Genomic DNA, 18,323 nt, shown 5'->3' with positions numbered 1-18,323 from the left:
GCCCAGGTCAGAAAGGTCCGTGAGCTATGTTGAGTTCTCGTGGGACATGAAGGAGGAAGCGCACCGGTGCCATCGGCGCAGCAGGCACGCGCACAGGCATCCGCGATCACCTCGGGAAAGACGGCGCCCGAGGCGGACGTGGCGCCCACGTCCCAGCTCAGAGAGCTGTTCGACGGCCCCCGGCTCTCCCCCGGCCAGCGGCGCATCGCCCATTATCTGATCGAGCACATCACCGAGGCCGCGTTCCTGTCGATCACCGACCTCGCCGAGCGGGTGGGGGTGAGCCAGCCCTCCGTGACCCGTTTCGCGGCGGCGGTGGGCTTCAGCGGCTACCCGGCGCTGCGCGAGAGCCTCCAGGCCATCGCGCTCAGCACCCTGGGCAGCACACCGGGCACTCCGGCCGAGGTCACGAGCAACGAGCTCCAGGCAGCGGTGGACGCCGAGATCGAGAACCTGGAGAACCTGCGGCGGGACTTCACCGATCCCGACCAGATCATCCGCGTCGGCCGGGTCCTGTCGGAGTCGGCGCCGCTGACGGTCCTCGGGCTGCGGATCTCCGGCTCGCTGGCCGAGTACTTCGCGTACGCCGCCCGCCGAATCCATCCGGACGTGCGGGTCGTGACGCGCGGCGGGTCGGTCGCCTACGACGCGCTGCTCCAGTCGCGGGAGGCGGGCGGCACCTGGGTCCTGGCCTTCGGGATGCCCCGGCACGCCCATGAGACGCTCACGGCCATGCGGGTCGCGCGCAGCGCGGGCCTCCGGGTGGCCCTGATCACCGATCTCGGTCTCGGCCCGCTGGCCGACGAGGCGGACGTGACCTTCGCCACCGGCACCGGTTCCCGCCTCGTCTTCGACTCGTACGCGGCACCCGTGGTGCTGTCGGCGGCACTGCTCCAGGCCATGACGGACGCCGATCCCGAGCGCACCCAGGCGCGTCTGGAGGAGTACGAACAGGTGGCCGAGCAACACCAGTTCTTCCTGCGGGACTGACGCCCGGCCCTGCCCTGCGCCCCGGCCCGAGCGCAGCCCGGTTCCGATATCACGCGGAGCGGTCCGGTGCCACGCGGACGCTTCTCCCGTACCCGCACCCACCACGGCATGACGGGATCATTCAGATCAAAGCACGCATGAATGTTTTCATGCCCTTGCGCTTCCGGCCGCATATATAAATACTTCTTTCGGATCGTGCCCCTGGAGGCTTCCAGGTCACGACCCATGAACGCCCGGGGCCCTCCGCTCCTACCCGCATCGGGTCCCGGGTTTCGAGCGGGTCTCGCCTGCGAGACCCGTGGTGGCGGCCCCGGTACCCCTATGCCGGGGCCGCCCCCAGAGTCCCCCGCCGACGTAACCCGGAAGCGATGAACATGGCCCTGACGTATTCACCGATCACCTCGGACTGGCCGTGCCAGGTCAAGACCCCCGGCAGCTTCGACTGGGAGCGATCGGCGGTGAAATGGCTGCGCGAGCTGGTGCCGAGCCGCTACGCGAGCTATCCCGTCCTGCACAAGCACCCGGTCCTGCTCGCCCGCCACGCACACCTCCAGGTGCAGCAGGAGATACGGGTCGCCCGCACGGCACTTCAGACCGCCCGCTCCGAGCTGCCCGGCCTCGGCCTTCAGGAGGGCGTGATCGAGCACTCCATCAAGATGTACGCCGCCGAGGTGATGCAGCTCCAGCACATCGCCCGGAGCATCCGTACGGTGTCCCAGGCGCTCGTGGACCACGCCCACCAGCGAAACTGAGGTCCCGGGCCCTGCCGTGGCCCGGCAGGACCGAGTCCGAGGGAGACGGCGTGGACAGTGCCCGCAAGCAGACCGACGGTGCCCGTGGAGGCGGTGATTCCGCGGCGGCCGCACCGCTCGACGTGCGGTGGATCCACGGCTCGCCCTCGGCGAAGCACAACACGGACCCCGACATCCAGGTCCACGCCTACGACGAGCACACGGTGGTCCTCCGCCAGAACATGGCGGTCGACTACGAGGCGCCCTTCATGTTCCTGCTGTTCGGGACCGCGCGGGCCGTCCTGATCGACACGGGCGCCACCGCCTCGGCCCGGCACTTCCCGCTGCGCCGGGTCGTCGACGAGCTGATGGAGTCCTGGCTGGCCGGGCACCCCCGTGACGACTACGGACTGCTGGTGCTGCACACCCATCCGCACGGCGACCACATCGCCGGGGACGGCCAGTTCACCGGCCGTCCCGGAACCGAGGTCGTGGACGCGGCCCTCGACAGCGCCTGGGACTTCTTCGGCTTCCGTGACGACGCCGACGCCGTCGCCCGGGTCGACCTCGGCGGCCGGGTGCTGGAATGCCTGGCCACACCCGGGCATCACGAGGCCGCGGTGACGTTCTACGACCCCTGGACCGGGATCCTGTTCACCGGCGACACGGTCTACCCCGGACGCCTGTACGTCGAGGACTGGCCGGCCTTCACCCGTACCGTCTACCGGCTGATCGACTTCTGCGGACGCCGTCCCGTCACCCACGTACTCGGCTGCCACATCGAGATGACCCGGGAACCGGGGCGGGACTACCCCGTACGCACCACGTACCAGCCGGACGAGCCACCGCTCCAGATGACCACGGATCAGCTGCTGGACCTGCGCCGAGCCGTCGAGTCCGCCGGCTCACGCCCCGGCCGGCACGTCTTCGACGACTTCGTCATCTGCCGCCGCGACACCCACCCGTGAGGAAACACACGGAAACACACGCCCGGACGGCCCTGCCCGGGGCGATAGCCTGGGCGCGAGCGGGCACACGGGAAGGAAGCGCACCCGACGACACCTCTGGACGGAACCATGGACTCGACCTCGTGGACCCTGCTCCTCGTGATCGTCGCGGTACTCGCGGCCGCCGCGCTCTCGGTGGCGCTGGTGCTTCTGCGCCGGCTCGTCCGCACCCGCCGTGATCTGCGCCGGGCCGGATTGCCGACCGGATCCCGCTGGGTGTTCTGGGGCGCCGTCGTCTATCTCGTGCTGCCGACCGATCTGCTGCCCGACCCCGTCTACCTGGACGACATCGGCGTCATGCTGCTCGCCCTGCGCTCGCTGCGCGCCGCGGCTCCCTCCGCGCCGCTCCTGCCGCCCGTCGCCCCCTCCCTGCGCGGCTCCCGCCCGGCCGCGCGCCGGTCGCGGGAACCGTAAGGCGCCGGTGGTCCGTTGAGCGGTCGACGGCCCGTGCTCCGCGTCCCTGGCGGGGAGCGCGGATCACGACATCGACGGGCGGCGGAATGAGCGAGCTGGTTCCCGGGGGCAACACGCCTCTGCCGGACGGGGTCCTGACCTTCAGGGTCCCCGGTCCCTTCGACGTGTCCGCGCTCGTCACCGACGACAGCGGCCGGGTGCGCGGCGACGGTGACTTCGTGTTCTACAACCAGCCCGCCGCGCCCGGCGTCCGTCTCTCCGGCGACCGGCTGAGCGTCGATCCGCCGCGGCTGCGGCCCGGAGCGTCCCGTGTCACCCTCGTCGTCAGCCCCGCCGACCTCACGACCCCCCTCGGCCGGCTGCCCTCCCCCACGGTTCAGGTCACCGCGTCGGACGGCCGCGCCCTCGCCCGGTTCACCCCGCCCCGGCCCCAGCGGGAGACCGTGCTGCTCCTCGCCGAGCTGTACCGGCGCGGTACGGCCTGGAAACTCCGTGCCCTCGGGCAGGGCTACGCGGACGGACTGGCCGGCATCGCGCGGGACTTCGGGGTCGATGTCACCGAGGACACCACGCCGTCGGCCGGCACACCGGGAACGGGGACCGTCGCGGCCTCCCGGGGCGGACCGTCGCGGACGCCCGGGGACAACCCCGGCCTCGACGGGTTCCTCGGACCCGTGAACTCCGCGCGCGCCATGGCCGGTTCACCGCCCGTGCGCCTGGACGCCCGGCTGACCGCCGCCGCTCAGGACCACGCCGGCGCCATGGCGGCCCGCGGCACGCTCGGAGTGGAGAGCCCGGACGGGGTGTCCGTCTACCAGCGCGTCGTCTCCGCCGGTTATGCCTACCTGACGATCGGCGAGCATCTGGTCTCCGGCCCGCGCACCCCGCACGAGTTCGTCGAGTACTGCCTCTCCGCCGAGCAGTCACGGCGCACGCTGTGCGATCCCGCCTTTGACCAGGCAGGAGTGGCCTGCGTCCCCCACCCACGTACGGGCGACCTGTACTGGACGGCGCTGTGGGCGTCGGCGTTCAGCCCGGCGGGCCTGGAGAAGACGGCCCGCGAGGTCATCGCGCTCACCAACACCGAGCGTGCCTCGGCCGGACTGCCGCCCCTCGGCACCGACGCGACGCTCACCGCCGCGGCCCAGGCCCACAGCGCCGACATGGTGGCCCGCGACTTCTACGCGCACACCTCCCCCGAGGGCGGCCGGCCATGGGACCGGGCCGCCGCCGCCGGCTGCACCCGCGGCAGCATCGGCGAGAACATCGCCTGCGGACAGCGCACTCCCGCCGAGGTCGTCCAGGGCTGGATGGACAGTCCCGGCCATCGCGCCAACATCCTCAAGCGCGACTTCACCCACATAGGCATCGGTCTGGCCGGTGGCAGCAGGGCGGGCACGTACTGGACCCAGCTCTTCGGCGGCTGAGCCGGCGTCAGCCTTCCGACGTCCACGGTTGCTGAGCCGGCGTCAGCTCCCCGACCTCTCCGTCGGTTGAGCCGGGCTCGATCCCGGACCCGGTGCGGACCGGTCAGACCCGTAGGGCAGCTTTCCGCCAATTCGCCGATTCCGGCTCCCCGTTTGCGCATCATCCCCGGCCAATGCAACCCGCGCGCCTCTTCAGCGCGTACAGATGGTGCCGTCGCCCGCATCCGCGGCGCGGTTCGGGCCGGGACGTCGAACCGGCAGATGGCACTCGGGAGAAGCAGATGGTCTCAGCAACGGCGGTTACGGGGACGGCGCTGGGCGCGGTCATGGTGTCCCTGCTGGCGGCCCCCGCGGGGGCCGTGACGCCCACGGGCACCCAGCACGCCGGCGCCGGACGGACCGCGGTGGCCGCCGCCGCGGCGCCCGACGACGCGGGTCTACGGGCGATCCTGCGGACGGCACTCGCTCAGGGGGCACCTGGCGCGATGGCGAGAATCGACGACAACGGCACGGTGCACCGGCTGGTCGAAGGGGTCGACGACCTGGCAACCGGACGGACCATCAGCACGAACGACCGGTTCCGCGTCGGCAGCGTCACCAAGTCCTTCTCCGCCGTGGTGCTCCTCCAGCTGGTCGACGAGGGCAGGCTGAAGCTCGACAAGCCGGTCAACACCTATCTGCCGGGCCTGCTCCCCGACGACCGGATCACGGTGCGGCACGTACTGAGCCATCGCAGCGGTCTGTACGACTACACCAACGACATGTTCGCCCCGTCCGTCTCCGGCTTCGAGGCCGTCCGCAACAAGGTGTTCAGCTACCGCGACCTGGTGAAGCTGTCGCTTCGGAAGCCGCGCACCAACGCGCCGGGGGCCGCCTACTCGTACTCGAACACCAACTTCGTCGTCGCCGGCATGCTGATCGAGAAGCTGACCGGACACACCGTCGCCACCGAGTACCAGAAGCGCATCTTCACCCCGCTGAACCTGACCGGCACCTTCTACGTCCATCCCGCCACCGCGATCCCGGGCCGCCACGCCAACGGCTACCTCACGCCCGACACGGCGGGGGCGTCCCTGGTGGACTCCACCCGGCAGACGGCCTCCTGGGCGCAGAGCGCGGGTGGCATCATCTCCACCCCGCACGACCTGGACGTCTTCTTCTCCGCGCTGCTGCGCGGCAAGCTCATGTCCGCCGCGCAGCTGACCCAGATGACGAAGTGGACGCGGGTCAACAGCACCACGTCCTACGGCCTCGGCCTGCGCCGCCGCGACCTGTCGTGCGGGATCTCTGTGTACGGGCACACCGGAACCGTGCAGGGCTACTACACGTACGCCTTCACCACCAAGGACGGCAAGCGCAGCCTCACCGCCCTGGCCAACACCTCCAACAACACGGCCGTGCTCAACACCATGTACCGCGCCCTGGAGCCCGCGTTCTGCGGCAGTGCCGCGGCCGAGGCCGCCGCACGGGTCGCCGGCCCCGGCACGGCGCCGATGGAGCGGCACGAGGACATCGCGCCCTCCGTCACCCGCGACTGACGCGCCGAGGCCCGCGCCGCGTCTCAGCCCCGGGAGTTCGGCCGCCGGTGGGGCGGCTGGTCCGGGGCGGGGCGCAGCCGGGGCGCCGGGATGGGCAGGCTGCGGGGCTTGTCGGCGTCGACGGTGAGGGGTTCGCGATGGTGGCGGATCTCCAGCGGGCCGCCGGACGCGAGCGTGTAGGTGGCGACGTCCTGCTCGATCTCCACGCGCAGCCGGCGGCCGAGGATCTCCAGGGAGAAGGCGAGGCGGCTGAACCGTTCCGGGAGCCGGGGCGCGAACTCCAGGGAGTCTCCGTGGTGACGCAGCCCGCCGAAGCCGGCGACCAGGGCCGTCCAGGTCCCGGCGAGCGAGGCGATGTGCAGGCCGTCGCGGGTGTTGTGCTCCAGGTCCTCCAGGTCCATCAGCGCGGCCTCGACCAGATAGTCGTAGGCGAGGCCGGGATGGCCGGTCTCGGCGGCGATCACGGCCTGGCAGCAGGCCGACAGGGAGGAGTCCCTGACGGTGAGCGGCTCGTAGTAGGCGAAGTCGCGGGCCTTGTGCTCGTCGTCGAAGAACGGACTGCACTTGTAGAGGGCGAGGACCAGGTCGGCCTGTTTGACGACCTGCTTGCGGTAGATGTCGAAGTAGGGGAAGTGCAGCATCAGCGGGTACTGGTCGGGGCGGGTGGCCGTGAAGTCCCAGCGCTGGTAGCGGGTGAATCCGGAGTGCTGTTCGTGGACGCCCAGTTCGTGGTTGTAGGGGATGTGCATGGCGTCGGCTGCGTCGCGCCAGGCCGCGCTCTCCTCCTCGTCGACGCCGAGCTCCGCGGCCCGGCGGGGGTGCCGCTCGACGGCGTCGGCGGCGGCGAGGAGGTTCGCCCGGGCCATCAGGTTGGTGTACGTGTTGTCGTCGGCGACGGCGCTGTACTCGTCGGGCCCCGTGACCCCGTCGATGTGGAACCCGCCCTGGTGGTCGTGGTGTCCCAGGGACCGCCACAGCCGTGCCGTCTCGGTCAGCAGCTCGACGCCGGTGTCGCGTTCGAACCGCGTGTCGCCGGTGGCGGCGGTGTAGCGGACGACGGCGTCGGCGATGTCGGCGTTCACATGGAACGCGGCGGTGCCTGCCGGCCAGTACGCCGAACCCTCCGATCCCGCTATGGTCCGCCATGGGAACGCGGCTCCGCGCAGGCCGAGTTGGGCGGCCCGTTCGCGGGCGGCCTGGAGGGTGTTCTGGCGCCAGCGCAGCGCCTCGGCGACGGCGCCGGGCGAGGTGTAGGTGAGCAGCGGCAGGACGAAGGTCTCGGTGTCCCAGAAGGCGTGGCCGTCGTATCCGGAACCGGTCAGGCCCTTGGCGGGGATGGCTCGCTGTTCGGCGCGGGCGCCCGCCTGGAGTACATGGAACAGGGCGAAGCGGACGGCCTGCTGGATCTCCTCGTCGCCGTCCACCTCGACATCGGCGCGGTCCCAGAAGTCGTCCAGGTAGGCGCGCTGTTCGTCGACGAGCTGCCGCCAGCCGCTGTGCCGGGCGGCGGCGAGGGCCGCGTCGGCCTGGTCGCGCAGCGCGGGCAGGGAGCGGTTGCCCGACCAGCCGTAGGAGACGATCTTCTCCAGGCGCAGTGCGCTGCCCGGTTCCAGCACGGAGGTGACCGTGAGGCGGGCGACGTCGTCGCTGCTCTCGCTGCTCAGGGCGGTCCGTTCGGGTCCCTCGACCGTGTGGTCCGCGGCTGCCGCGACCCTCAGGCCGCTGTGGCGGGTGCGGTGCACGAGCCGCAGCCGGGTGCCGGCCGCGAAGTGCTCCTCCGCCTCCAGCGGCGACTCCAGGGCGATCGCCGCCCGCGGATCGCCGTCGCGGCCGGGGAGTTGCTCGTTGGCTACCAGCTCCGACTGGACGACCACCCTGATCCGGCTGTCGACGGGCTCGACCTCGTAGGCGACGGCCGCGATCGCCCGCTGGGTGAAGGAGACCAGCCTGGTGGAGCGCACCCGGACCGTGGAGCCGGCCGGTGAGGTCCACTCGCAGGTGCGGGTGAGCAGCCCGGTGCGCAGGTCGAGGACGCGTTCGTGGGAGCGCAGCCGTCCGTAGCGCAGGTCGAAGGGTTCGTCGTCGACGAGCAGCCGGATGAGTTTGCCGTTGGTGACGTTGATGACGGTCTGCCCGGACTCCGGATAGCCGTAGCCCGCCTCCGCGTAGGGCAGCGGGTGGACCTCGTGGACGCCGCCCAGGTAGGTTCCGGGCAGGCCGTGGGGCTCGCCCTCGTCGAGGTTGCCGCGCCAGCCGATGTGGCCGTTGGCGAGGGCGAACACGGACTCGCTCTGCGGCAGCAGCCCGAGATGCAGCTCGCTCTCGCGCAGGGCCCAGGGCTCGACTCCGTAGGACGAGTGAGTGATCACGCGCGCTCCCCCAGCTCGTCCAGGTCCCGTACGACGATGTCGGCGCCGTGGGCGCGCAGGGCGTCGCTCTGGCCCACGCGGTCCACGCCGACCACGTATCCGAAGTGCCCCGAGCGGCCCGCGTCCATGCCGGCGAGCGCGTCCTCGAAGACGGCCGCCTCGGACGGCGTGACCCCGAGGTCCTTCGCCGCGGCCAGGAAGGTGTCGGGGCGCGGCTTGCCCGGCAGCCGCCGTTCGGCGGCGACGACACCGTCGACGCGCACGTCGAAGAGTGCCTCCGCCCCCACCGAGCGCAGGACATCCAGGCAGTTGGCGCTGGAGGAGACGACCGCGGTCCGCAGGCCGCGCGCCCGGACCGCCTCGATGTAGCGCAGCGTGCCCTCGTAGGCCTCGACCCCGTCGGTGCGGATCATGTCGAGAAGCAGCTGGTTCTTGCGGTTGCCGAGGCCGTGGACGGTGGCCTTGTCCGGCGGGTCGTCGGGGGTTCCCTCGGGCAGTTCGATGCCGCGCGAGGCGAGGAAGGAGCGTACGCCGTCGGCACGTGGCATTCCGTCCACGTACGCGGCGTAGTCGCCGTCGTCGAAGGGGCGGAATCCGTCGCCGTCGCGTTCCCGCAGGAAGTCGTCGAACGTCCGTTTCCAGGCGGCCGCGTGGACCACGGCGGTTCTGGTGATGACCCCGTCGAGGTCGAAGAGGCAGGCCAGGATCTGCTTCGGCAGGCCGAGATCGGTCATACGAGGAGTCTGCCCCCGCAAGCCGGCTCCACCGGGTGGCGAGCGCCACATCACCGCCCTGGCTCAGGGACCGGGCTCCGCCGCCGTCGACCGCGCCGCCCGTTCCTGCCCCTCCGCCCGTCCGCCCGTCCGCCCGTCAGGGCACTTCCCCCGTGCCCCGCGTCGTCGATACTGGAGGGCATGCAGATCGCTGTCCCCTTGCCCGTGTCCGCGCTCGTATGACCGAGGTTGATGCGTCCTTCGACGCGCTGGTGGAACGGGCCGCCGCGCTCGTACGGCCCGGCCGGCGCGCCCTGCTCGGGATCGCCGGCAGTCCCGGGGCGGGCAAGACGACGCTCGCCGGGCGACTGGTCGCGCGCCTCGACGCGGACGGGCCCTTCCGTGTCGCCCATGTGCCGATGGACGGGTTCCATCTCGCGGACGCCGAGCTCGACCGGCTGGGGCGCCGGGACCGGAAGGGGGCTCCGGACACCTTCGACGCGGCGGGGTACGCGGCGCTGCTGCGCAGGCTGCGTGAGGACGAGGAGGATCTCGTCTACGCGCCCGGCTTCGAGCGGGTCCTCGAACAGCCCCTGGCGGGAGCCATCGCCGTTCCCCGGGCCGCCCGTCTGATCGTCACCGAGGGGAACTACCTGCTGCTGCGCGAGGACGCGTGGGCGCGGGCCCGTGCCCAGCTCGACGAGGTGTGGTTCTGCGAGCTCGACGAGGCCGAGCGCGTCGGGAGGCTGGTCGCGCGCCACGAGGAGTTCGGGAAGGACCACGACACGGCGGTGGCGTGGGTGCTCGGCACGGATCAGCGCAACGCCGAACGGGTCGCCGCGACGCGCGACCGCGCCGACCTCGTCGTCGGACCGGCGGTGGTCGCGGCGGCGGCCGACGGAACAGGGCAGCGGGTCAGCGGGGCCTGATCTGCGCTTCGGGCTCTGCGTGCGTGTCGCCCGCGGGGGTGCAGGGGCCGCCGGGCCCGTACCGGACGGCGAAGACGTGCAGGTCGTCCGGCAGACGGGGATCCCCGGTGCGCTGCCGGGCGAGAGTCAGCAGGGAGGTGAGGCCCAGTGAGGTGTCGCCGATGTCCTCACGGGCCGCGGGATGTTCGAGGTTGCCCTCGGGAGTGAGCCGGGCGAGGGCCTCCTCCACGACCGCGGCGAGGACAGCATCGTAGGCGAGCGGATCGTCGGGCAGGTCGTGCAACCGGCCCCGCTGGTAGGGGAGAAGCACGGCAGATCAGCCCCTCGCGCCGGAGGCCGCTCCGTCCCCGCCAGGATCGCGCGGACGCCGGGTGGGCGGATGAGCGCGAGCGGGGGTGTCCGCCTCACGAACATCGTGGTGTCCGGGAGCACGAAGGGGGGCCGGGGCGGAGGGAGCGACCGTCACCGCGCCACCGCCCCGGCCGTCTCAGGGGGCCGCCGTCCTGGATTCCAGGTCGGCCCGGGTGTCGTTTCCGTAGACGCCGGACTCGTCGCCCCGGATGCCGTACCAGAGCTGGAAGCGGGCGACGGCGGCGACGAGAGTGGCGTCGTAGGCGCCGTCGGTGCTGCCGTTGGCGTACACGTCGGGGACGCGGAGCAGCCGCTGTTGAAGGGCCGTCACCTCGGGGCCGCTGTCGCCTTCGCGGAGGGTGCCGGCTCCGTCCGGATCGGAGGCACCGGCTGCTCGGTCGGCCGGTGCCGTCGAGGAGTGTCCCGCGGCTCCCGCGGCTGCGTCCCCCGACCCGGCGCCCGGCACCAGGAGGGCGAGGGCGAAGCCGGTCAGGCCGGCCGCCGCGACGGCGAGGGTGATCGCGGCACGGCGCAGGCCCGCACCGCGCGCCAGGCCATGGGCACCTTCGGGTCCGGCCCCGGACGAGGGCCCGCCTCCGACGGGTGACATGCCGACCGTGCCGGCCCCGAAAGGCGGCGGGGTGTCGGCCGTGTAGTCCTCCCCCTCCAGGACCGGGGGCAGTTCCTCGGTCTCGTCCTCCTCGAGGACGGGCAGGAGCCGTACGAGGGGCGGCGGCGCGGAGACGGGCTCACAGGCCTCGTCCGCGTCGGTCATGCCCTCCTTCTCGCGCACCTGCCGGAGCAGCTCCGCCAGCGACTCGGAGCGGCGGCGGCGCTCGATGCGCGTGGGTTCGATCACGGAGCGCCCGGTGGACCTCCCGCGTTCGGGCCGTGTCGACACACTGCTCTCCTTCCGTACACGCGGTCTCCCGCCGTCCCTGTGCAGTGATACGCGGACGCGGGCCGGGACGTTCACCGTTCGGTCACACCAGTGATCACGGCGGGAAGTCCGCCGCCGTGTCCCGTGGTGAACAGGTGAACTCGGCTCGCCGCAGCCGTTGTTGGCGTCCGGATTGCGCACGGACTTCGCGCACGGGTATTCGCCGACGCGGGACGCGCCGGCCTTGGACGATCCATGAACCGAGTTGGCGGAAGGTTGACCAATTCCCTGGAGATCGCTGACGGACGCGTCTATAAGGTCGGCCGCATGCCCCCACAACCCCCGAGGTCACCGGTGTTGCCGGTCCTCCCCTACCGGAAACCCACCCGTGATCGGGACTACTGGGTCTTCGACGACGTTCTGCCCGACCCGGACGCCGTGCGGGCCCGGTGCGTCGGCAGGGACGACTGGGCCAAGGGCTACCCGTACACCTCGGAGAGCTGGCCGGGTCTGCGGACGATGCCCGGCCTTGAACCGGACGAACTGGCCCGCGTGGAGCGGCTCGTGAGGAAGGCGACCGGTGCCCCGAAGCTGTGGCAGCAGTCGACCCCGTCGGGTGCCACGCTCAACCACAACTGCGTCCAGGTCGTCGGCAAGGACGAGGGCGAGCCACGCCCGCACACGGATTCCCGCGCCCTGTGCCGTTACGCGGCGGTGCTCTATCTGAACCCCGCCGTCCCCAAGGACTGCGGAACGGCCTTCTTCCGGCAGTCCCTGCCCGGCGGCCGGCTGGGCGGCAACGTCGTCGTCGCGCCGCACAGCAATCTGGTCGAGGCTCTCGGGACGCGCTTCGTCCCGCCGGACTCCTTCGTCGAGGACATCCGCGTCCAGCACCGCTACAACCGGCTGCTCCTCTACAACGCCAACCTGATGCACAGCGCCACCGGCTACTGCGGGACCACCATGGACGACAAACGGATGACCGCCGTCTTCTTCTGGATGGCGTGACCCGGACCGGCTCCCCGGGGCCGGTTCCCGGTACCAAGTGCGGCCCCGGACCTTCGCGTCCGGGGCCGCACCGCGTTGTGCCGGTCGGGCACGGAAGTTGAGACGTCCTCGACTACCAGCCGAAAACCGGACATTCCCAGGCGGTCGAGGGATTACCTCCCGGCCAAGTCCTGGTGGCCGGGAGGTGCGCTCGTCATGATGGGCGCATGACCTTGGCCTCCAGAGCCATGACGCGACTGGCCGACTGGCCGGACCTCGCGGAGTCCCTGCCGAGCTGCGGCACGGGGCGCGCACTGTGTGCGGCGCGGTGCGAGATCATCCACTTCCACTCCGATCACGATGTCGACCTGCACCTCACCGACCGGGCCATCCGGCGCTTCGAGGACCACCTCAGGACATCGACGGCCATCCGCATGGTGCCCGGTTCCCGCTGGCTGACCATCCATCTCGAAGTCGACTCGGACATCGACCTGCTGCTGACCCTGGTGAGCGTCGCCCTTCAGGCCCACCGGAACGGGCACCTGGCGGGCGACGACATCTTCTCGGCGACCTGCAACGGCCGCTGAGCCGACCGGCGGGCGTCGGCAGGAAGCAGTCGAGCCTCGGCACTCGTGCGGGAACGAGTGCCGAGGCTCTTCTCACCGCGCCATCCGGGGGGTGATGACGCGGCGCGTCAGGGGCGGCCGCCCCGTCGCGCGCCTGCGGCGGTCGGCGACGGTGATGGCGGCACAGGCCCCGGGGACGACGCCTCCGGGTGAAGGGCGGCCCGCCTGCCCGACTCGGGCACGGCTCGACCACATAGTCGATCACCGTTGATGGGCTGTCAACTTCACCACCCGCTAACGAAGTTCACGAGCGAACACAATCCAGCCACATGGGGAACCGGTCGCTCCGAGGTGCGGGCCGGCTGGTTCCGAGGCTGATCGAGCCGCGGGCGACCGGCCGAGGCGGACGGCTCCGACAGGGGCGTCCGGCCGATACCAGGGGATCCGGCACGGACGTCCGGCCAAGACGAGCGGATCCGGTACGGGCGTCCAGCCAAGACGAGGGAGTTCCGGCACGGACGTCCAGCCATGACAAGGGGGTTCCGGTACAGACGTCCGGCGGAAACGGACGGGTCAGACACGGACGTCAGGCGAAAACGGACGGATCCGGCACGGACGTCCGGCGAAGACGGCCAGGGCACTCAGTTCCCTGTCAGCAGCGCACCGAGTGCCATCACCTCGGCTTCGATGCTAGTTTCCGACCATGAACGAGGAACCGGGGCGCCGCGAACCCGCCGACGCGACCACCGTCAAACCGCCGATGCGGGACGCCCTGGTGGGAGCCGCCTTCCAGCTGTTCCTGGAGCGCGGCTACGAGGAGACCACCGTCGACGACATCGTGGCGCTCGCCGGGGTCGGCCGGCGTTCGTTCTTCCGCTACTTCCCGTCCAAGGAGGACGTGGTCTTCCCCGACCACGAGCGCTGCCTGGCCGACATGACGGCGTTCCTGGCCGAGGACGCCGGCACCCATGACCCGGTGCAGCGGGTGTGCGACGCCGCCCGGCTCGTGCTGCGCATGTACGCGGAGAACCCGACGTTCTCCGTCCAGCGCTACCGCCTCACCAGGAAGGTGCCCGGCCTGCGCGCGTACGAACTGTCGGTCGTCTGGCGTTACGAGCGCGCCCTAGCCGACTATCTGCGCGGCCGCTCCGCGGGGGCCCGCACGGACACGCTGCGGGCCGACGTCGTCGCCGCGGCCGTGGTCGCCGCGCACAACAACGCCCTGCGGTCCTGGCTGCGTTCGGACGGGACGGGTGACGCCGAGGCGGCCGTCGACCGGGCCCTCGGCTACGTCCAGAACACGTTCGGCTCCACGCCCGCCGCACCGGCGCCCGCGGAAGCGGAGGACGTGGTGGTCGTCGTGTCGCGGCGCGGAGCGCCCATGTGGCGGGTGGTCCAGGAGATCGAGTCGGCCTTCGCGCGGGACTGAGCGCGGGCCGGCCATCGGTCCTCTTCTTCAATTTGAGGGCACAGAGTGCCTTTACGAGTGACACTCAGTGCCATAACCTGTGGTCGTGCACGGCGATCCGCGCACATCGGACTCCGGCCGAGCGCAGGGAGATGACATCGTGTACCACCCAGGAATCGCCCTTCACCCGGGCCTCGACACCTCGACGGACGTGCTCGACGCGGGTTTTGAGGACCGCGTCGACACCGCTTCGGCGGAACGCACCGGGGACGTCCTGCTCTTCCAGCGGTGCCACTGGTGCGGCACCGCCATGCACAACCGCCTTCTGTGTCCCGTGTGCGCGGGCAGCGACCTGCGCACCGAGGCGAGCGCGGGCACGGGCGTCGTGCGCCACTCCACGGTGATCCACCGCAACACCCCGGCGGCCCGCAACGTCTCCCTCATCGAGATGGCGGAGGGCTTCACCGTGCGCGGCCGGGTCATGGGGTCGCCCGCCACCGTCCACAGCGGCGACCGGGTGCAGCTCGCCACCGCCCAGGACCCGGTGCGCCGGCAGCCGGTGTTCCAGCTGATCGACGGCCCGTACGGCGGCTGGAGCTGAGCACCGCCGTGCCGCACCGGGGCCGCCGTCCGCGCATCCCGCGTACGGCGGGCCGGGAACGGACAGCCGTACGCGGCTGAACGAACCGGCGCGCAGGACCGGACCGTTCAGCCGCCGGGCGACGACCGTCAGCCGTAGGTGATGTCGGAGGCCGCGTACTTGCAGTAGGTGCTGTCGGGGCCGCTGCCGTTCGTCGTCGGCTCCGCCCCGGTGTTGTTGCCTGTGTACTTCTGGCAGGGGACGATCTTCTTGCTGCTGTCCCCCACGATCTTGATGGACCTGAGCGTCGCGCTGTCGCCATAGTTGGTGTTGATGCCGACGAGCTTGTTCCCCTTGTAGGTCGCCTCGATGGCGCTGAGATTGATCGTCCGCTTGTGCTGCGTCTTGCAGTTGCCGCAGGACCGCACGAAGGTGCCGAAGGTCTGCACCGCGAAGTTCGACACGTTCAGCGTTCCGGCGCCGTTGAACTGGAACACCTTGTCACTGGCCTGCTTCGCGCCACCTCCGCTGACGGTGTAGACGTTGGACGACGAGGAGCCGAGGAAGGTCGCCGCGTCCTCGCCGACGTCCTCCCACCAGACGTTCTGGAGCGTGCAACTGCCCAGACAGTGAATGCCGTCGGCGGCGGGTGCGCCGATGATGACGTTCTTCAGGACGGTTCCCGCGGCCAGTTCCAGGATCGGCCCCTGGTCCTCGTCCTGACTGCCCGTACCCAGGTCACCGGTGCCGTAGAGGCGCTTCATCCCGTAGTCCTTGGTACCGGAGACCGAGATGGTGGAGGAGACGGCCTGACTGCCGGTCGCGGTGGGCCAGGTGGCGGCGCTCGCCGGTGTCAGGGCTCCGTCGGCCATCACCATGGCGGCCGAGAGGCCGAGCGCGGCGAGGGTGCCGGTGAGGGCGCGCCGCCTCGCGCCCGAGCGTGCTGATGACGTCATGTCCCGATGCCTTCTTCCTGTGGGGGTTGGGGAGTGGGGGGTTGGGAGTGGGGGGGTGCCCAGCAGGGAGGCCGGGCGGGGAGGCTCGACGGAGGGGACCGTCAGAGCTTTCCGGTGCCCGCGCCGGACGTCACCGAGGCGACGACGGTCGAGGCCGGCTCGGCGGTGTAGCTGTAGGGCGGCTTCGTGAACGTGCCGACCTGCGAGATCTCGGTCGTGGCCCCGCCGAGATCGTTGCCGGTGAGGTTGGCGTAACCGTCCACGTCGCTGTCGCGGTTCGTCGTGACGGCGACCGACGTGCTCCGGAAGACGTTGTTCTCGACGAGCATCTGGGCGCCCATGCGGGAGTGCACCGCGGTGTCGGCGCCGACGACGTAGTTGTCGTAGAAGTGCCCGGTGCCGAAACGCAGGCTGGGAATACGGGAGTTGACGTTGTTGAACCAGTTGTGGTAGTACGTCACCCGCAAGTGCCCCGTGTCCTCGCTGGAGTTGCTGTCACTGTGGCCGACGAGCGAGCCCTTGTAGTGGTCCTTGAAGGTGTTCCAGGAGACGGTGACGTAGTCCGAGGCGTGGGTGATGTCGACCAGTCCGTCGTAGTAGTCCTTGCCGTGGTCGCGGTCGGACGAGAAGGAGTTGTGGTCGATCCAGACCTTCGTCGAGGCCTGCACGGTGATGCCGTCGGCGGGCGCGACCGGCTTGCTGATGCTCAGGTTGCGGACGACGACGTTGGTGACCTTCTTCAGGCGCAGTCCGCCGCCGGTGAACCCGGACGCCGAACCGACGCCCAGGACAGTGGTGTTGGAGCCGATGTCGACCTGGCCGCTGAGCGAGATCAGGCCGCTGACCTTCACGACCTTGGCCGTGTCACCGGTGACGGCGGTCTTGAAGGCGGCGAGCGTCGTGACGGTGACGGCGCTCGCGCCGCCACCGCCGGTGGTCCCGGCACCGAAGCCGATCGGCGCGGTCTCGGCGGCTCCGGCCGACTGCGGCAGCACGAGCGCGGTGGCGACCGCCAGAGTGGCGGCCCCGGCCGTCAGCACGGCGAGACGGGAACGCTGGTGCGGGGGGCGAGTACGCATGCGGGGGTGTCCCTTCAGAGTCACGGCTGCGGACATGCACACAGACGTCGAACCTGTATGTGAACAGTGCAGGGCGTACGAAACGAAGCTCATGGACTGAACGCGAGCTGTATCGGTGAATTTCCCAGGTGGTGCGGCTCAGAGATCCGATGTCTCGCACACGAGATGTCACACACGGGTCACGCTGTTGAACGGGAACGTAAACGGTAAGCGCTTTCTAGTCAACGCCTCGCGCACCACACATCCGGCCAACTCCCGCATGGACACCGGCCCGAGGACATCGGCGGACGCCTGTCGGCGGGCACACATGCCGACGGGAGGGCGCCGAGGGCGCGCCCTCCCGGGACATTGCGCTGGGTGACTACGTCACGAAGACAGGGCGACGCGGATGCCGACCGTGCCGCTGTCGCCTCGGCGCAGACGGCTGCCCAGCAGGGTGAGACGGCCCACCACCCCGTACTTGCGGGCGATGAGCTTGCGATAACGGGCGGTCTCGCCCGCGTCGACGATCTCCGCCGTGGCGGCGACCGGCTCCCCCGTCGGCCTGCCGCGCACGTCGCACGGACCGACGAGGACATCGGCCCGGTTGCGGATGCGCTTCACCTTCCAGCTGTCCGCCACGGTCCAGGCGCACAGCGCCGTACCGTCCCGCACCACCCATACGGGCGTGGCGACCCCCGTACCGTTCTTGCGATAGCTGGTGATCAGCAGATACTTGCCCGATCCCAGCGAGTCCAGCGTGGCCTCGTCCATGGCCGAAGTTTGACATCCTCTCGGGCTTAAGGGCCCGGGATTCCAGTCTGCTCCCACTGCGGTGACGCGGTGGGCAGCTCCTGGCGGGTTCCTGTTTCGTTGCGCTGTGCCGGCACGGGTGCCGGTCTTACCTGCGCTCCACAGGCTGATGCCGCCAGTCCGGCGGCCTTGGCGACGTTGACCGCCGCGTTGACGTCCCGGTCGAGGACCATCCCGCACGCCGAGCACGTCCACTCCCGGACGTTCAGCGGTTTGGGGCCGTCCTTGACGCCACATGCGGAGCACACCTGGGAAGTCGGTTCGAACCGGCCGATCTTCACGAGGGTGCGTCCGTACCGGGCGGCTTTGTACTCCAGCATGGTCACGAACGCGGACCATCCGGCGTCGTGGACGGATTTGGCCAGGCGCGTGCGGGCGAGTCCTTTGACACACAGGTCCTCGACGGCGATCGCTTGGTTCTCGCGGATCAGCCGGGTGGAGAGCTGGTGGTGGAACTCGCGGCGCGTGTCGGTGACCTGTGCGTGAGCGCGGGCGACCTTCAGCCGGGCCCTGCCCCTGTTGTTGGAGCCCTTCTGTTTGCGGGACAGGTCCCGCTGCATCTTCTTCAGGCGCTTCTCGGCCCGGCGCAGGAAGCGGGGGCTGTCG

Annotated in this window: 18 protein-coding genes and 1 pseudogene; 11 read left to right on the top strand and 8 right to left on the bottom strand. The window is 70.8% G+C overall.

Features of this window, described 5'->3' with window-relative positions; all coding sequences use genetic code 11:
- Positions 1 to 66: 66 nt before the first annotated feature.
- The 6 genes from ABZV42_RS25435 to ABZV42_RS25410 all read left to right on the top strand — a co-directional run bounded on the left by ABZV42_RS25435 (position 67) and on the right by ABZV42_RS25410 (position 6,107).
- Positions 67 to 990 (top strand): MurR/RpiR family transcriptional regulator, encoded by a 924-nt coding sequence (locus tag ABZV42_RS25435; protein WP_356053681.1) that lies wholly within the window; start codon positions 67 to 69, stop codon positions 988 to 990.
- A 368-nt stretch (positions 991 to 1,358) separates the two neighbouring features.
- Positions 1,359 to 1,742, top strand: coding sequence for a hypothetical protein (locus tag ABZV42_RS25430; RefSeq protein WP_339133349.1), 384 nt, complete (start codon positions 1,359 to 1,361; stop codon positions 1,740 to 1,742).
- 50 nt (positions 1,743 to 1,792) lie between these two features.
- Complete coding sequence (locus tag ABZV42_RS25425; RefSeq protein ID WP_356053679.1) at positions 1,793 to 2,689, top strand: MBL fold metallo-hydrolase; 897 nt, start codon at positions 1,793 to 1,795, stop codon at positions 2,687 to 2,689.
- Positions 2,690 to 2,797: 108 nt separating this feature from the next.
- Positions 2,798 to 3,142 carry a YkvA family protein gene (locus ABZV42_RS25420; RefSeq protein ID WP_355990514.1) on the top strand — a complete coding sequence of 115 codons (345 nt, stop codon included), beginning with the start codon at positions 2,798 to 2,800 and terminating at the stop codon, positions 3,140 to 3,142.
- Positions 3,143 to 3,228: 86 nt separating this feature from the next.
- Positions 3,229 to 4,569 (top strand): CAP domain-containing protein, encoded by a 1,341-nt coding sequence (locus tag ABZV42_RS25415; protein ID WP_356053677.1) that lies wholly within the window; start codon positions 3,229 to 3,231, stop codon positions 4,567 to 4,569.
- A gap of 281 nt (positions 4,570 to 4,850) precedes the next feature.
- On the top strand, positions 4,851 to 6,107 hold the full coding sequence (locus ABZV42_RS25410) for a serine hydrolase domain-containing protein (protein WP_356053675.1): 1,257 nt from the start codon (positions 4,851 to 4,853) through the stop codon (positions 6,105 to 6,107).
- A gap of 23 nt (positions 6,108 to 6,130) precedes the next feature.
- Here ABZV42_RS25410 and ABZV42_RS25405 read toward each other — a convergent pair whose 3' ends face one another.
- Both ABZV42_RS25405 and ABZV42_RS25400 read right to left on the bottom strand, forming a co-directional pair.
- Entirely contained in the window at positions 6,131 to 8,476 is a 2,346-nt protein-coding gene (locus ABZV42_RS25405) for a glycosyl hydrolase family 65 protein (protein ID WP_356053672.1), read from the bottom strand.
- Positions 8,473 to 9,210, bottom strand: coding sequence for a beta-phosphoglucomutase family hydrolase (locus tag ABZV42_RS25400; RefSeq protein WP_356053671.1), 738 nt, complete (start codon positions 9,208 to 9,210; stop codon positions 8,473 to 8,475). Before ABZV42_RS25400 ends, ABZV42_RS25405 begins: the two co-directional genes overlap by 4 nt.
- Positions 9,211 to 9,428: 218 nt before the next feature.
- Here ABZV42_RS25400 and ABZV42_RS25395 point away from each other — a divergent pair, with 218 nt between their 5' ends.
- The gene (locus ABZV42_RS25395) at positions 9,429 to 10,118 is read left to right on the top strand and encodes a nucleoside/nucleotide kinase family protein (RefSeq protein ID WP_356053669.1); all 690 of its coding nucleotides are present in this window, start codon (positions 9,429 to 9,431) and stop codon (positions 10,116 to 10,118) included.
- Positions 10,119 to 10,203: 85 nt separating this feature from the next.
- Here the strand turns inward: ABZV42_RS25395 and ABZV42_RS25390 are convergent.
- Both ABZV42_RS25390 and ABZV42_RS25385 read right to left on the bottom strand, forming a co-directional pair.
- A pseudogene (locus tag ABZV42_RS25390) lies at positions 10,204 to 10,428 on the bottom strand (hypothetical protein); the annotation flags it as partial.
- A 177-nt stretch (positions 10,429 to 10,605) separates the two neighbouring features.
- Positions 10,606 to 11,370, bottom strand: coding sequence for a peptidoglycan-binding protein (locus tag ABZV42_RS25385; RefSeq protein ID WP_356053667.1), 765 nt, complete (start codon positions 11,368 to 11,370; stop codon positions 10,606 to 10,608).
- Between the two features lie 306 nt (positions 11,371 to 11,676).
- On the opposite strand from ABZV42_RS25385, the gene ABZV42_RS25380 reads away from it, so the two are divergent.
- From ABZV42_RS25380 to ABZV42_RS25365, 4 genes are all read left to right on the top strand, one after another.
- Positions 11,677 to 12,357: a DUF6445 family protein gene (locus ABZV42_RS25380; RefSeq protein ID WP_356053665.1), complete on the top strand. Its 681-nt coding sequence runs from the start codon at positions 11,677 to 11,679 to the stop codon at positions 12,355 to 12,357.
- Positions 12,358 to 12,563: 206 nt separating this feature from the next.
- On the top strand, positions 12,564 to 12,923 hold the full coding sequence (locus tag ABZV42_RS25375; protein ID WP_355990496.1) for a luciferase family protein: 360 nt from the start codon (positions 12,564 to 12,566) through the stop codon (positions 12,921 to 12,923).
- A 739-nt stretch (positions 12,924 to 13,662) separates the two neighbouring features.
- Positions 13,663 to 14,331, top strand: coding sequence for a TetR family transcriptional regulator (locus tag ABZV42_RS25370; RefSeq protein WP_356053789.1), 669 nt, complete (start codon positions 13,663 to 13,665; stop codon positions 14,329 to 14,331).
- 190 nt (positions 14,332 to 14,521) lie between these two features.
- Positions 14,522 to 14,911: a hypothetical protein gene (locus ABZV42_RS25365; RefSeq protein ID WP_355990530.1), complete on the top strand. Its 390-nt coding sequence runs from the start codon at positions 14,522 to 14,524 to the stop codon at positions 14,909 to 14,911.
- Between the two features lie 128 nt (positions 14,912 to 15,039).
- On the opposite strand, the gene ABZV42_RS25360 is transcribed toward ABZV42_RS25365, so the two are convergent.
- From ABZV42_RS25360 to ABZV42_RS25345, 4 genes are all read right to left on the bottom strand, one after another.
- Positions 15,040 to 15,846, bottom strand: a complete 807-nt coding sequence (locus tag ABZV42_RS25360; protein WP_356053663.1) for a pectate lyase — start codon at positions 15,844 to 15,846, stop codon at positions 15,040 to 15,042.
- A 101-nt stretch (positions 15,847 to 15,947) separates the two neighbouring features.
- A complete protein-coding gene (locus ABZV42_RS25355) occupies positions 15,948 to 16,925 on the bottom strand; it encodes a polysaccharide lyase family 1 protein (protein WP_356053661.1) in 978 nt (325 codons plus the stop codon).
- A gap of 366 nt (positions 16,926 to 17,291) precedes the next feature.
- Complete coding sequence (locus ABZV42_RS25350) at positions 17,292 to 17,678, bottom strand: PPOX class F420-dependent oxidoreductase (RefSeq protein ID WP_356053659.1); 387 nt, start codon at positions 17,676 to 17,678, stop codon at positions 17,292 to 17,294.
- A 26-nt stretch (positions 17,679 to 17,704) separates the two neighbouring features.
- A partial coding sequence (locus ABZV42_RS25345; RefSeq protein ID WP_356053657.1) for an RNA-guided endonuclease TnpB family protein occupies positions 17,705 to 18,323 on the bottom strand: 619 nt, incomplete at its 5' end.

The sequence above is a fragment of the Streptomyces sp. NPDC005281 genome (genome assembly GCF_040607495.1).
GTDB lineage: Bacteria > Actinomycetota > Actinomycetes > Streptomycetales > Streptomycetaceae > Streptomyces.
The sequence above is the reverse complement of the archived record's forward strand: the minus strand, read 5'-3'. Positions and strand labels throughout refer to the sequence as shown.

Coding starts and splice junctions, on each gene's coding strand:
- ABZV42_RS25370 (WP_356053789.1), top strand. CDS start 13,663: ATGCGGGACGCCCTGGTGGGAGCCGCCTTCCAGCTGTTCCTGGAGCGC.
- ABZV42_RS25380 (WP_356053665.1), top strand. CDS start 11,677: ATGCCCCCACAACCCCCGAGGTCACCGGTGTTGCCGGTCCTCCCCTAC.
- ABZV42_RS25395 (WP_356053669.1), top strand. CDS start 9,429: ATGACCGAGGTTGATGCGTCCTTCGACGCGCTGGTGGAACGGGCCGCC.
- ABZV42_RS25375 (WP_355990496.1), top strand. CDS start 12,564: ATGACCTTGGCCTCCAGAGCCATGACGCGACTGGCCGACTGGCCGGAC.
- ABZV42_RS25360 (WP_356053663.1), bottom strand. CDS start 15,846: ATGACGTCATCAGCACGCTCGGGCGCGAGGCGGCGCGCCCTCACCGGC.
- ABZV42_RS25430 (WP_339133349.1), top strand. CDS start 1,359: ATGAACATGGCCCTGACGTATTCACCGATCACCTCGGACTGGCCGTGC.
- ABZV42_RS25400 (WP_356053671.1), bottom strand. CDS start 9,210: ATGACCGATCTCGGCCTGCCGAAGCAGATCCTGGCCTGCCTCTTCGAC.
- ABZV42_RS25410 (WP_356053675.1), top strand. CDS start 4,851: ATGGTCTCAGCAACGGCGGTTACGGGGACGGCGCTGGGCGCGGTCATG.
- ABZV42_RS25420 (WP_355990514.1), top strand. CDS start 2,798: ATGGACTCGACCTCGTGGACCCTGCTCCTCGTGATCGTCGCGGTACTC.
- ABZV42_RS25415 (WP_356053677.1), top strand. CDS start 3,229: ATGAGCGAGCTGGTTCCCGGGGGCAACACGCCTCTGCCGGACGGGGTC.
- ABZV42_RS25355 (WP_356053661.1), bottom strand. CDS start 16,925: ATGCGTACTCGCCCCCCGCACCAGCGTTCCCGTCTCGCCGTGCTGACG.
- ABZV42_RS25350 (WP_356053659.1), bottom strand. CDS start 17,678: ATGGACGAGGCCACGCTGGACTCGCTGGGATCGGGCAAGTATCTGCTG.